Source organism: Agrobacterium tumefaciens, from assembly GCF_013318015.2.
Lineage (GTDB): Bacteria > Pseudomonadota > Alphaproteobacteria > Rhizobiales > Rhizobiaceae > Agrobacterium > Agrobacterium tumefaciens.
Map to the genome: position 1 here is coordinate 2,505,594 of NZ_CP115841.1, position 13,077 is coordinate 2,518,670.

9 protein-coding genes are annotated in these 13,077 nt (G+C 59.6%); 5 read left to right on the forward strand and 4 right to left on the reverse strand.

What is annotated here, in order from left to right; all coding sequences use genetic code 11:
* The first annotated feature begins 37 nt into the window (after window positions 1-37).
* From G6L97_RS12210 to G6L97_RS12230, 5 genes are all read left to right on the forward strand, one after another.
* The gene (locus G6L97_RS12210) at window positions 38-700 is read left to right on the forward strand and encodes a phosphoribosylanthranilate isomerase (protein ID WP_038489227.1); all 663 of its coding nucleotides are present in this window, start codon (window positions 38-40) and stop codon (window positions 698-700) included.
* 1 nt (window position 701) lies between these two features.
* Window positions 702-1,922 (forward strand): tryptophan synthase subunit beta, encoded by a 1,221-nt coding sequence (gene trpB / locus G6L97_RS12215; RefSeq protein ID WP_038489230.1) that lies wholly within the window; start codon window positions 702-704, stop codon window positions 1,920-1,922.
* A gap of 4 nt (window positions 1,923-1,926) precedes the next feature.
* Entirely contained in the window at window positions 1,927-2,766 is an 840-nt protein-coding gene (gene trpA, locus G6L97_RS12220) for a tryptophan synthase subunit alpha (protein ID WP_003516338.1), read from the forward strand.
* A 27-nt stretch (window positions 2,767-2,793) separates the two neighbouring features.
* Window positions 2,794-3,687: an acetyl-CoA carboxylase, carboxyltransferase subunit beta gene (gene accD, locus G6L97_RS12225; protein ID WP_013635186.1), complete on the forward strand. Its 894-nt coding sequence runs from the start codon at window positions 2,794-2,796 to the stop codon at window positions 3,685-3,687.
* A gap of 85 nt (window positions 3,688-3,772) precedes the next feature.
* Complete coding sequence (locus G6L97_RS12230; RefSeq protein WP_174002930.1) at window positions 3,773-5,152, forward strand: bifunctional folylpolyglutamate synthase/dihydrofolate synthase; 1,380 nt, start codon at window positions 3,773-3,775, stop codon at window positions 5,150-5,152.
* Between the two features lie 49 nt (window positions 5,153-5,201).
* Here G6L97_RS12230 and trxA read toward each other — a convergent pair whose 3' ends face one another.
* The 4 genes from trxA to G6L97_RS12250 all read right to left on the reverse strand — a co-directional run bounded on the left by trxA (window position 5,202) and on the right by G6L97_RS12250 (window position 13,066).
* On the reverse strand, window positions 5,202-5,522 hold the full coding sequence (trxA, locus tag G6L97_RS12235; protein ID WP_003516334.1) for a thioredoxin: 321 nt from the start codon (window positions 5,520-5,522) through the stop codon (window positions 5,202-5,204).
* Window positions 5,523-5,599: 77 nt separating this feature from the next.
* Window positions 5,600-9,157: a double-strand break repair helicase AddA gene (gene addA / locus G6L97_RS12240; protein WP_174002932.1), complete on the reverse strand. Its 3,558-nt coding sequence runs from the start codon at window positions 9,155-9,157 to the stop codon at window positions 5,600-5,602.
* Complete coding sequence (gene addB / locus G6L97_RS12245; protein WP_174002934.1) at window positions 9,147-12,332, reverse strand: double-strand break repair protein AddB; 3,186 nt, start codon at window positions 12,330-12,332, stop codon at window positions 9,147-9,149. Before addB ends, addA begins: the two co-directional genes overlap by 11 nt.
* Complete coding sequence (locus G6L97_RS12250; protein WP_065660019.1) at window positions 12,329-13,066, reverse strand: nucleotidyltransferase family protein; 738 nt, start codon at window positions 13,064-13,066, stop codon at window positions 12,329-12,331. Before G6L97_RS12250 ends, addB begins: the two co-directional genes overlap by 4 nt.
* Window positions 13,067-13,077: the final 11 nt, after the last annotated feature.

Consider the following 13,077-nt stretch of genomic DNA (forward strand, 5'->3'; position numbering starts at 1 on the left):
GCTCGACTCTTGTCGCATTTCGTGTCAGGTCGCGGGTATGAAACCGGATATCAAGATTTGCGGATTGAAGACACCGGAAGCGCTGGAGCGTGCCGTCAGGCGCGGCGCCTCCCATGTCGGCTTTATTTTCTTTGAAAAGAGCCCCCGCAACATCGAGCCCGATATCGCCGGCAGGCTGGCGGAAGCCGCCCGTGGCGCCGCAAAGGTTGTCGCCGTTACCGTCAATGCCGACAATGATGATCTGGACGAGATCGTTGATCTGCTGAGACCGGATATTCTGCAATTGCACGGCAGTGAAAGCCCGGAGAGGGTGCTGAACATCAAAGCACTCTACGGCCTTCCGGTAATGAAGGCGCTTTCCGTTCGCGACGCCGCTGATCTTGCCAAGATTGATCCCTATATAGGCATAGCCGACCGTTTCCTGCTGGATGCCAAGGCGCCTGCGGGTTCCGATTTGCCGGGCGGCAACGGAGTATCCTTCGACTGGACCATCCTGCGCTCTCTTGACGGAAGTATCGATTACATGCTTTCCGGGGGATTGAACAAGGACAATGTCGCGGAGGCTCTGGCCGAAACCGGAGCTGGCGGACTGGATTTGTCGTCCGGTGTGGAGAGCGCGCCGGGCGTCAAGGATCTTGCGATGATTGATGCATTCTTCGATGTGGTGAATGATTGGTCGAAAGGCCCAAAGGGAGCTTGAAGTGAACGACGCGCCAACACCCAATTCTTTCCGCGCCGGTCCCGATGAGGACGGCCGTTTTGGCATTTACGGAGGCCGCTTCGTTGCCGAAACGCTGATGCCGCTCATTCTGGATTTGCAGGCGGAGTGGGACAAGGCAAAGACCGATCCCGAATTTCAGGCAGAACTCAAATATCTCGGCGCTCATTACACTGGCCGCCCGAGCCCGCTTTATTTCGCGGAACGCCTGACGGCCGAACTGGGCGGCGCCAAGATCTATTTCAAGCGCGAAGAGCTGAATCACACCGGCTCGCACAAGATCAATAATTGCCTTGGCCAGATCCTGCTTGCCAAGCGCATGGGCAAGACCCGTATCATTGCCGAAACCGGTGCCGGCCAGCACGGCGTTGCCTCGGCGACCGTCGCCGCACGCTTCGGCCTGCCCTGCGTCGTTTATATGGGCGCGACGGATGTTGCCCGTCAGGCGCCGAATGTTTTCCGCATGAAGCTTCTGGGCGCTGAGGTAAAGCCGGTAACGGCCGGCCACGGCACTCTGAAAGATGCCATGAACGAGGCGCTGCGCGACTGGGTCACCAATGTCGACGACACCTATTACCTGATCGGCACAGCTGCCGGCCCGCATCCCTATCCGGAAATGGTTCGCGATTTCCAGGCCGTCATCGGTGAGGAAGCAAAGGCACAGATGCTGGAGGCGGAGGGCCGTCTTCCGGATATGGTCATTGCGGCTGTCGGCGGTGGCTCGAATGCCATCGGCATCTTCCATCCTTTCCTTGATGACAAGAGTGTCCGTATCGTCGGCGTCGAGGCTGGCGGCAGGGGTCTTTCGGGTGAGGAGCATTGCGCTTCGATCACGGCCGGTTCGCCGGGGGTTCTGCACGGAAACCGCACCTACCTTCTTCAGGATGCGGATGGCCAGATCAAGGAAGGCCATTCCATCTCCGCAGGTCTCGATTATCCCGGCATCGGCCCTGAGCATTCCTGGCTGAACGATATCGGCCGCGTGGAATATGTACCGATCATGGACCACGAGGCGCTGGACGCCTTCCAGATGCTCACCCGCCTCGAAGGCATCATTCCCGCTCTGGAGCCAAGCCACGCGCTGGCGGAAGTCATCAAGCGCGCACCGAAGATGGGCAAGGATGAGATCATCCTGATGAATCTCTCGGGTCGTGGGGACAAGGATGTCCACACCGTCAGCAAGTTCCTCGGAATGGAAATGTAAGACCATGACTGCACGTATGGACAAGCGCTTTGCCGATCTGCGCGCTGAAAACCGCCCGGCTCTGATTACCTATTTCATGGGCGGCGACCCGGATTTCGAAACCTCGCTCGGCATCATGAAGGCCCTGCCGGAAGCAGGCGCCGACGTTATCGAGCTCGGCATGCCGTTTTCCGACCCGATGGCGGATGGCCCGGCGATCCAGCTGGCAGGACAGCGCGCGCTGAAAGGCGGCCAGACGCTGAAAACCACGCTCGATCTCGCCCGCGAGTTCCGCAAGGAAGACGACGCGACCCCGATCGTGATGATGGGATATTACAATCCGATCTACATCTACGGCGTCGACAAATTTCTGGACGATGCGTTGGCGGCTGGCGTCGATGGTCTGATCGTGGTCGATCTGCCGCCTGAAATGGATGATGAGCTTTGCGTGCCCGCCTTGGCGCGCGGCGTGAATTTCATCCGTCTCGCCACGCCGACGACGGATGGCAAGCGCTTGCCGACCGTTCTTAAAAATACCTCAGGTTTCGTCTATTACGTATCGATGAACGGTATTACCGGTTCCGCACTGCCCGATCCCTCGTTGATCTCAGGCGCGGTCGGTCGTATCAAGGCGCATACGGAACTGCCGGTTTGCGTCGGTTTTGGTGTCAAGACGGCCGATCATGCCAAAGCGATCGGTGCCGTGGCGGATGGCGTGGTGGTCGGTTCGGCCATCGTCAACCAGATTGCCGGCAGTCTGACGAAGGACGGGCAGGCAACCGCCGATACCGTGCCATCCGTCACGACGCTGGTAAAAGGACTTTCAACGGGCGTGCGTGCGTCGCGCCTTGCCGCTGCGGAATAAGCGCGCGGCCCAGTCAGGAGTAGTCAGTTGAACTGGATCACCAATTACGTACGGCCCCGGATCAATTCCATGCTTGGCCGCCGCCCGGAGGTTCCTGAGAACCTGTGGATCAAGTGCCCGGAAACGGGCGAGATGGTCTTCCACAAGGATCTGGAAGATAACAAGTGGGTCATTCCCGCTTCCGGTTACCACATGAAGATGCCGGCAAAGGCGCGTCTCGTCGATCTTTTCGATGGTGGCGTCTATGAGGCCTTGCCGCAGCCGAAGGTAGCGCAGGATCCGCTGAAGTTCCGCGATTCCAAGAAATACACCGACCGTCTGCGCGACAGCCGCACGAAGACCGAGCAGGAAGATACTATCCTTGCCGGCGTTGGCCTCCTGAAAGGCCTGAAGATCGTTGCCGTTGTGCATGAATTCCAGTTCATGGGCGGTTCTCTCGGCATCGCGGCCGGCGAAGCCATCGTCAAGGCGTTCGAGCGCGCCATTTCCGAGCGTTGCCCGCTGGTCATGTTCCCGGCCTCCGGTGGGGCCCGCATGCAGGAAGGCATTCTGTCACTGATGCAGCTGCCGCGCACCACGGTTGCTGTCAATATGCTGAAAGAAGCAGGCATGCCCTACATCGTGGTTCTGACGAACCCGACGACGGGTGGTGTCACTGCTTCCTACGCCATGCTGGGCGACGTGCATATTGCCGAGCCGGGCGCCGAAATCTGCTTTGCGGGCAAGCGCGTGATCGAACAGACCATTCGCGAAAAGCTGCCTGAAGGCTTCCAGACATCGGAATACCTGCTGGAGCACGGCATGGTGGATATGGTGATCGATCGCCGCGAAATTCCCGATACGCTGGCAAGCCTTCTCAAGATCATGACGAAGGCTCCGGCAGAAGCAAACGCGGTCATTCCGCTTGCGGCTTCGGCCTGACGGAAAAATATGTCGCCCGGAGGCGGGAAGCGCCTTCGGGATGACGTTACACGTTGCATGATTTCATCTCGGGTGCGGCGGACAAATGGCCAATACAACGCCTGAAAGGCGAACAGAAGATATGACGAAGCCCGCAATCGGCGAGGCCGAACAGATCATCGAAAAGCTGATGCAGCTTCACCCCAAGGGTTTTGATCTTTCACTGGACAGAATTTCCCGTCTTCTGGAAAAACTAGGCAGCCCTCAGAAAAGGTTGCCGCCGGTTATTCATGTCGCAGGCACCAACGGCAAGGGTTCGGTTACGGCCTTTTGCCGCGCATTACTGGAGGCGGCAGGACTTTCCGTGCACGTTCACACCTCTCCGCATCTCGTGAACTGGCATGAACGTTATCGCATCGGCGTTTCCGGCGAAAAAGGCCGTTATGTCGATGATGCCGTCTTTGCGGATGCGCTGCGCCGCATCGAAGCTGCCAACGGCGGCCAGATGATAACGGTTTTCGAAATTCTGACCGCCGCGATGTTTCTGCTCTTCGCGGAGCATCCGGCAGATGCTGCCGTGGTCGAGGTTGGACTCGGTGGGCGCTTCGATGCGACCAATGTGATCAACAACCCGGCCGTTTCCGTTATCATGCCGATATCGCTCGATCATCAGGCCTATCTCGGCGACCGGGTGGAATTGATTGCCGCTGAAAAGGCCGGCATCATGAAGTCGGGTTCCCCTGTCGTCATTGGTCATCAGCAGTATGATGCGGCGCTGGATACCCTCGTTTCCACGGCTGAGCGTCTTGGTTGCCCGGCATCAGTCTATGGGCAGGATTTTTCCGCCCATGAAGAATTCGGCCGTATGGTCTACCAGGATGAATTCGGCCTGACCGATGCGCCGCTGCCACGTCTTCCCGGTCGCCACCAGCTTGCCAATGCCGCTGCCGCGATCCGGGCCGTCAAGGCTGCCGGTTTTGAGGTGACGGAGCGGATGATCGAAAAGGCCATGACAACAGTGGAATGGCCCGGCCGTCTTCAGCGTGTCCTAACCGGAAAAATCGCTGAAATCGCTCCGAAGGATGCGGAAATCTGGATCGATGGTGGTCACAACCCAGGCGCGGGCGAAGTCATTGCCGAGGCAATGGCGGGGTTTGAAGAAAAGACACCGCGCCCGCTCTTCATCATTGCCGGCATGATCAACACCAAGGATCCGGTGGGTTATTTCAAGGCTTTCGCCGATATCGCGGAGTATGTCTTCACGGTTCCAATCGGCGGTACAGATGCCGCGATCGATCCCGTCGTGCTTGCCCATGCGGCCTTTGATGCCGGTCTGGTTGCGGCACCTACATCTTCGCTGACCGAGGCGCTGGACGAGCTATCGCGTCGCTTCGATCCCGAAGGGCCGCCGCCGCGCATCCTGATTGGCGGCTCGCTTTATCTTGCCGGAAACGCGCTTGCATTGAACGGTACGGCTCCCGAATAAAAAAGCCCGGCATCGCTGCCGGGCTTTTCTTTATTCCATGGAAAATTGCTTACGCGGCGCCGGAAATCCAGGCCGAAAGCGCTGTCTTGGGCGCAGCGCCGACCTTGATGTCAGCCACTTCGCCGCTCTTGAAGATGGCAAGAGTCGGGATGGAGCGAACGCCGAACTGGGCAGCCAGTTCCGGGTTTTCGTCGATGTTGAGCTTTGCGACCTTGACCTTGCCGGCAAGCTCGGACGAAATTTCTTCAAGGCTCGGCGCGATCATTTTGCACGGACCGCACCATTCGGCCCAGAAATCCACCACGACGGGTTCGGAGGATTCGAGGACTTCGGACTGGAAGTTGGCGGCGTCGACTTTTACGGTAGCCATATCTGGCTCTCCTTTCAGTGAATCTTTTCCACTATCGATGTGATGCGGGCGCGTCGAAATTTCAATGCCCCGGTATCTCACTTTGTCTTTATTGCGGCAAGGGCTTGCATCATGGCATCGTCACCAACCGTCATAAAAGCGGCATTTTCCGTATAAATCAGCGCGCAGACAAATTCCTTGCCGGGATAAAGCGGTGACAGAATTTCGCGATAGATGGCAAGCTGTGCCGTGTGGGAGAAGGGTATCTCGTGCGCGTCGCGCGGCGGAACTCGGTTCGTCTTGTAATCGACCAGAATGACGCGGTCGCCATCCACTGCCAGCCGGTCGATACGGCCGGAAACCGCATAATGCTGCCTGCCGATCGTCATGGTCCCCATAGTGGAAACTTCTGCGCGGCTATTGGGCGAAAATGCCGGCTGCACCGCTGGTTCGGACATGACCCGCAAAACCGCCCGTATCAGATGTTCGCGCTCGGCAGTCGGCCAGAACCGTGCGGCGCGTTCGGCATAGCGGCGGGCTGCCTCTTCCCGCTCACTCTCGGCAAAATCCGGCAGGGCCTGCAGCATGCGATGCACCAACCGACCGCGTTGCAATGCCAGTGAGGAGACATCGGCTTTTTCGCCGAAAAGCGGCGAACGCACAGCAAGATCGTCCGCACCGTCATCAATGATGGTGCCCGCGCCGGAAGGGCTGAGTGGCCTCGGCAATGATGGCAGGGCGGGCAAGGGGGTAAGAAGCCCCGCCGGAAGAGCATATTCTTCTTGCGTCTGTGGTTCAGGCAGCCTTTGCGGAGCGGGGGTCGAACGAGCATCGGACTTGCGCCAGACAAGCCCCTGCCACTCTTCACCATCGGCCATAAACTGTTGCGGTTGGCAGTGCTTTTCATTGTCGGCGAGTGCTGCCTTGACGATGGCGTGCCAGCATTCGGGATTTTCCTTCTGGCCGCGATAACCGCAAACGACCAGATGATCGGCGGCACGTGTCATCGCCACATAAAGCAGCCGGCGATATTCGTCTTCCGCGGCCGTCTTCAGGCGTTCCTCATCGGCGCGAATGAGATGATTGGAAAAACCGCTGCCAGGCAGCCAGACGGGGAAGGCGTCCCCGTCTGCTTCGACGAAGCGCAGTTTAGGGACATGGCTGTGGTTGAAGGCCTTCGAACCGCCATCGACCACAAAAACGACCGGCGCTTCAAGACCCTTGGAGGCGTGCACGGTCATGATCCGCACTTCACCGCGATCCTTGTCCTGTTCGCGTTTCACCTCCGGCGAATCCGTTTCCAGAACGGATAGGAAGGCTTGCAGGCCGGGCAAGCCGGTCCTTTCATGGTCAAGCGCAAAGGACAGGAACTCGTCCAGAACATCGCTCGCCTCGTTGCCGAGACGACCCAGGAATTTTTTGCGCCCGTCATGCAGGGTCAGAACCGCAGCGAAGAAATCATGCACCGTTGCCGTTTTCGAAAGCCCGATAAAGTTCTTAAGCTTGTTGGCGATTGCGAAGAAGCGGCTGTTCTCGTCTTGCGAAAGCGTCTGCAATCTTTGCCACACGCTCTCCGTATCGGATCGCGTGGCAGCGACATCGAAAACATCGTCTTCGGAGAGATTGAAAAGCGGGCTTTTCAACAGCGCGGCCAGAGAAAGGTCATCCTCAGGCAGCACGACAAAACGGCCAAGCGCCAGAAGGTCCTGCACGGCGATGTGATCGGTCAGGCGAAGACGGTCGGCACCGGCGACTGGAATATTCTTGCGCCGTTTCAGCTCACGGGTCAGCGCATTGACGAAAGCATGGCGTTTTCTGACCAACACAAGAATATCGCCGGGCTCAATAGCGCGTTCCACGCCCTTTTCGATGATTGTCTGGTTGCCGATCATGCCGGCAATGCGCGCGGCGATCCGGCGGGCAACGATGGTGGCCGGCGCGCTTTCCCGAAGTGCATCGAAAGGTGCCGTCCAGTCTTCTTCGTCCTCGGCGGTTTCCGGCGCCACCATATCCCAGACTTCCACGGTGCCGGGGTGGCCGGCGCGGTTGGAGCGGTGTTCGACTGGCTCGTTATCGGCGCTGAGGCCGCTGGCATTTTTAGGGTCCGAAAAGACCTGATCGACGGCGGCCAGCACATCTTCCGTGGAACGGAAGGACAGCGGCAGGCGGATGCGGTGAAATGCCTGCTCCACCGAATCGACACGCCTTTTGGTCTCGTCGCGCTCCTGCGAAAACCGCTCCGGTCGTGCGCCCTGGAACGAATAGATCGATTGCTTTTCATCACCCACGGCAAAAAGCGTGCGCCGCCCCATGCGGGCGCTCTCGCCGCTGAAGAAGTCCGCCGCCAGCGACTGGATGATCGACCATTGCACAGGGCTGGTATCCTGCGCCTCATCGACGAGAATATGGTCGATACCCTGATCTAGCTTGTAATGCACCCAGGCGCCCGCCGTATCGCGGTTGAGGAGATTGGCGGCGCGCTCGATCAGATCCTCAAAATCGAGCTGGCTTCGCTGCTTTTTCAGATCCTCGAAATCGCCGATCAGTCTCTCAGCCAGAACAAGCGCGCATTTCGTCGCCTCCAGCATTCGCACCAGACGATAGCGGTTGCGACAGGCCACGACATGGTCCCGCGCAAGCGTCAGCGCGTCGACGAGATCGGGTGCGGATTTCTGCATGCCCTTGTTGATGACATAGGCATCGGATTTTTTCTCGCCCTTGGCTGTCAACAGCGCAGCTTCGATGAATTCCATGCGCCGCACGGAATCCGTCTGCCGTTTCGCTTCCCGCAGGGCATAAGCGACATCTATGACGCGCGATCCGCCCACTTCATCGGCAAGCGTCAGATAGGTATCGAGGGAAAGCCCCGAGAGACCGGGCAAGGGCCAGAATGCCGCCGCTGCCGTTTCTTCGGTTTCACCCGCGTCTATCTGCATTGCCTGCCGCAATTGGGCATCGATGCCATCAGCCTGTTTTGCATCGATCAAAAAGGCACGAAGGGCGCTGCGATTGGCGATGATGGCGGTGAGTAGCGATTCGAGCCCGCTTTCGTCCGCCAAATCAAGCACATAAGCGAGAGACTGCGCGAGATCGGTGTCTCCCTCCGTCGAAACCGCCGTTAAAAGCGACCGACGTGCCTCAGCCAGCAGGGTTGTTGCGGCGCGGTCATCAAGCACGGAGAAGTGGCCGGCGACATTGGCCTCCAGCGGGAACTGATGCAACAAGGCTTCGCAGAAGGCGTGGATCGTCTGGATCTTCAGCCCACCGGGCGTTTCCAGCGCCTTGGCGAACAGCCGCCGCGCTTCGGCCAGCTTGATGCGATCCGGCATCTTTCCTTCGATGGCAGCGACGCGATCCCCAAGATCGTTATCCGGCAACGTAGCCCATTCCGCCAGACGGTCGAAAACGCGGCTCGACATTTCGGACGCCGCTGCCTTGGTATAGGTGAGGCACAGAATTGCGGAGGGTCGGCACCCGGCCAGAAGTAGACGGATGACGCGCTGGGTCAGCACATGGGTCTTGCCGGAGCCGGCATTGGCCGAAACCCAGGCGGAACTTGCCGGATCGGAGGCGAGCCGCTGTCGGTCGCTCGTCCAGTCTATCCAGCTTTGCGGGGTGTCCGTGGCAGGCCCGTGATCGATAGGGTCAATCATCATCGCCGTCTCCCGGTTCTGCCGTCGACCATTCCGAAACGCGGGCGAGGTGGTCATATTCCCCACCGTAGGATTGTTGCTCCTCCGGCACCAGCCGCGAGGCAAAGCCGTTTTCGCCATCACGCAGCGAACGCACGAACTTGGCCAGCTGATCGATTGATTCGGTTGCCAGCTCAATTGCCGATTTCGGTGCTTTTTTGCCACCCCGGTTGGAGTGTTCGTTGTTAACCTGGTCGGCAAAAAAACGGGTACCCGGCCGCAGGCGCACATAGATAAGGTTTTCAGGTGTCTGCGAACCCGCCTCGCGGAAGGCGCCCCGCATCAGTGCTGCCGCTTCCAGCGCGAGCTGGGGGTCGAGCAGCGCGCGCGCCTGATTGACTGAAGGCGCAAGCCCCGTTTTGTAGTCGATAATATCCGCCTGACCGCCGGTCTTGATATCTATGCGGTCGGCGATGCCGGTCAGCCTTATTCCTGCCTCGGGGATTTCCTGTCCGGCACGCGCCTCGAAAAAGCTGCGGCGGATGGATGGATGTCGTTCTTTCTCCCAGTCGATGAAGGCGCGTGCCACCGCCTCGAATCGCGGGCGCCAGATGACATCGACATGTGCAGGAAGATCTTCCGCGTCGAAACTTTCATCCAGAATACGCTGCATGGCCTCGAGCGATGCCGGTGTGCCGGGAATATGCCCCTCGCGGGAATAGCGCTCGATGATTGCATGATAGAGCGTGCCACGGTCGGCGGCATTGGGATCGCGGTTGAAGCCATCAAGCGGGTTGAGCTTCAGGATACGCCGCGCGTAGATCGAATAGGGGTCACGGCGCAGCCTGCCCACTTCGCTGAAGGAATAGCTCTTCGGCTGCAAGTCGGCCGGCGGTTTGGGGGCAGGGCGCTTTGCTGCTTCCTGGTCGATGCTCGCATCCATCAGGGCTGCCCAGTGGCGATAGGTCTCGCCGCGCTTCTTCAGCTGGTCGGCAAAATCCTCGCCGCCGAGTGCCAGCAACCGTTGCAGCCAGCGTGATGCGACTGCGGGTGTCGAGCCCTGTCTGAGCGCGCGGCTGTAGAAAATCTGCCGTGTCCCGTTCGCCATCTCGAAATCGTGCGCCAGCTGGCCGATGCGCCGCTCCGGCGGTTCCAGACCGATGGCTGTCTTCATGTTGCGGGACAGAAACGGGTTGTTTGCCGTCTGGCCCGGCCAAAGCCCTTCATTGAGACCGCCGATCACGACAGTGTCGACGCTTTGCAGTCGTGCCTCAAGGGCACCGAAAATAAAAATGCGAGGATGGCGCATGGATCGCGGCTTGATCGATTCGCCAGCCACCAGTGCCGCGAAGATATCAGCCCATTGCGGACCATCCGCATCCAGGATTTCGCCGCTTTCCATCAATTCGCCAAACAGGCCGGAAAGCTTGTCGCCTGCCTCGCCGGACCAGAGAGTGGCAAGATCGTTGTTGTCATCCGCGCAGATGGCTTCGATCACCCGGCCCGTCCGCTCGGCCCAATCGGAAAGCGGCAATTTGTCCGTGAAAGACCGGCCTGAGCGGTCGCGACGAACGAATGCGCTGCCAAGCGGCTCTGTCGAAACGGCGATTCGGCGTGCCAGATCGCGCGCGGCGTCTACGCTTCCCTCGGGCAGTGCCAGCCTCCAGGCAGGCGGATGCCGGTCATCACGCTGCGCCGCCAGTTGCGCATCGAGAACCGCCTCCAGATTGCCGATTTCGGTTTCGACGCGGCCGCCTCTAAGTGCGATCAATTCCAGCGCCTTTGATGCTTTTGTATAAGCCTCCAGCGAAAGCCCGAAACGGCTGAGCGGATGTTTCAGAAGGGAAATGACCGGCACCGGATCTCCGGACCTGAGGATCGCTTCCAGTGCGAGTTGGGTCAGTCCGGCCTGCGGCGTGGCGGAAAGCGGCGTACCGGCGGAATCGTCGGCTTCGATACCGAAGCGCTGCAATTCCGTCGCCACGCGCCTGGCCAGTCCGCGATCGGGCGTGATCAGCGCGGCCTGAGACGGGCGGCCAGCGCCCGGCGCTTCAAGCGCCAGCCGCAGCGCCACCGCAATTGCGGTAGCCTCTTCGCGTTCGTTGGCAGCTTCTATCAGGGTCGCTGCCGCAAAAGCATCGTCGAAAAATCCGGGTTGCTTGTCCTCACGCCAGCGGTTCCAGTCGCTGGTGGATTTGGCAGGAGCAAGTGCTGCCGAAAAAACCGCCGCGCGTTTTTCAAGATCGCTATCGATAGCGCCGATCTGAACGACATCGTCTCGCATGATATCGAGCTTCTGCAACAGCATGTAGAGCCCGTATTGCGAATGGGTGCGGCTTGAAGGATCGGTAGGGTCCTCGGCAATAGCCTCCCATTGTCCCTCCGGCATCGTAAGATCGAGGCCCGGAAGCACGACGACGCCCTGGGGCAGGGAGGCGACAGAGGCGATAAGGTCTGCTGCTGCCGGAATTGAGCCCGTGGAGCCCGCAACGATGATCGGTCCGGTGTCCGGCAGGTTGGCAAGCCGGTTCGCCTCTGCCCTCAGGATACCGTTGCGATGTCGGCCTGCGGAAGTTCGATTGAGTTCGGCAAGACGGGCGGGCCAGAACACGCTGGCGATTTTCAGGAAATCCGCCGTCAGCTGCCACCATTGGGCGTGATCGCCGGTATCGAGATGCGCGAGCGCCTCCCATTCTTTTTCTTCCGTATCCATCGCATCGATCACTTCGCCAAGCGCGCGCGCCAGCCATATGGCGTCGGCAGGGCTGGCGGGGGCGACCAGTGGTGAGTCCGAATGGATGGCCCTGATGGCGTCCGGCAGGCTGTTGCGCCATGCCAGAATGAGGCGCGCCAGCTCGATTTGCCGGCCGGTGCCGGAAATCGGCGGCGCCAGATCCATGATCTCAGGATTTTCGATCTCGAAGAAGCCGCTGTCGTCATCGGTTTCGCCGAGCGGCCGGATCAGTGGCAAAATGGCGGAACGGCCGCCCAGAAGATCGACAAACTCTGAGCGCAGCACGCGGGCGGAGCGCCGGGTCGGAACATAGATCGTCACCTTGGCAAGCGAAAGCGGATCCGCAGGGTCATATTTATAGCCGGCTGTCAGTGTCCCGTCACACAGCGTTTCCGCGAGCGTTTTGAGGAACGGTGTTCCCGCAGCGATCGTCAGGACGCGCTTTGCGTGATGGGTCAAAGTCATGCAGAGCGCTTTTCCCTGTATTGCCGGATGATACTTTCGGCATCGTCTATCGCATCGGGAGTGCCGACGGTGATCCAGTGGCCATCCAGTGAAAGCCCGAAAAGCCGGTCTTTCTCGATGGCGCTGTCGAAATAGATATTCAGGTTGAAAGCATCCCCCGGCGCATCATCCAGCAGGTGCGAATCCATGGCAATGGCCCCGGCGTAAACCACCGGGTTCGTGTCCCCGTCGCGATACCGCGCCAGTCTACCATCCGACGAGAGGTTGAAATCCCTCTTGCCGTTATGACCGGTGGTACGGTCCATATCGACGCAGAGCATCGCCATATCCATGCGCGTGGCATCGAAGAATTGCGCAAGCTTGCGCAGGTTGCTGACGGCATTCAGCTGTTCGCCAATCCAGAAAAGATCGGCATTCATCACGAAGACGGGACCTGGCTCCAGAAGTTTCAGGCCCTTGGCAAGTCCGCCACCTGAATTCATCAGCTGCGACCGCTCGTCGGAAATCAGGATTTCGGCGTCGGTACGGGTTTCAAGATGGGCGATCATCTGATCGGCATGGTGATGGACGTTGACGACGATCTTCTCGGCGCCGGCCTCGACAAGGGCGTCGAGCGCGTAGTCGATCATCGGTTTGCCGGCGATCTTGACGAGCGGTTTCGGGATCGTATCCGTGATCGGGCGCATCCGGGTGCCGAGCCCGGCGGCCAGCACCATCGCGTTCTTGATCGTCATCGTGGTCAACC

Excerpts from the sequence above, each read along its gene's own strand:
- G6L97_RS12250 (WP_065660019.1), bottom strand. The coding sequence starts at position 13,066 with ATGACGATCAAGAACGCGATGGTGCTGGCCGCCGGGCTCGGCACCCGG.
- addA (WP_174002932.1), bottom strand. The coding sequence starts at position 9,157 with ATGATGATTGACCCTATCGATCACGGGCCTGCCACGGACACCCCGCAA.
- trxA (WP_003516334.1), bottom strand. The coding sequence starts at position 5,522 with ATGGCTACCGTAAAAGTCGACGCCGCCAACTTCCAGTCCGAAGTCCTC.
- G6L97_RS12210 (WP_038489227.1), top strand. The coding sequence starts at position 38 with ATGAAACCGGATATCAAGATTTGCGGATTGAAGACACCGGAAGCGCTG.
- G6L97_RS12230 (WP_174002930.1), top strand. The coding sequence starts at position 3,773 with ATGGCCAATACAACGCCTGAAAGGCGAACAGAAGATATGACGAAGCCC.
- addB (WP_174002934.1), bottom strand. The coding sequence starts at position 12,332 with ATGACTTTGACCCATCACGCAAAGCGCGTCCTGACGATCGCTGCGGGA.
- trpA (WP_003516338.1), top strand. The coding sequence starts at position 1,927 with ATGACTGCACGTATGGACAAGCGCTTTGCCGATCTGCGCGCTGAAAAC.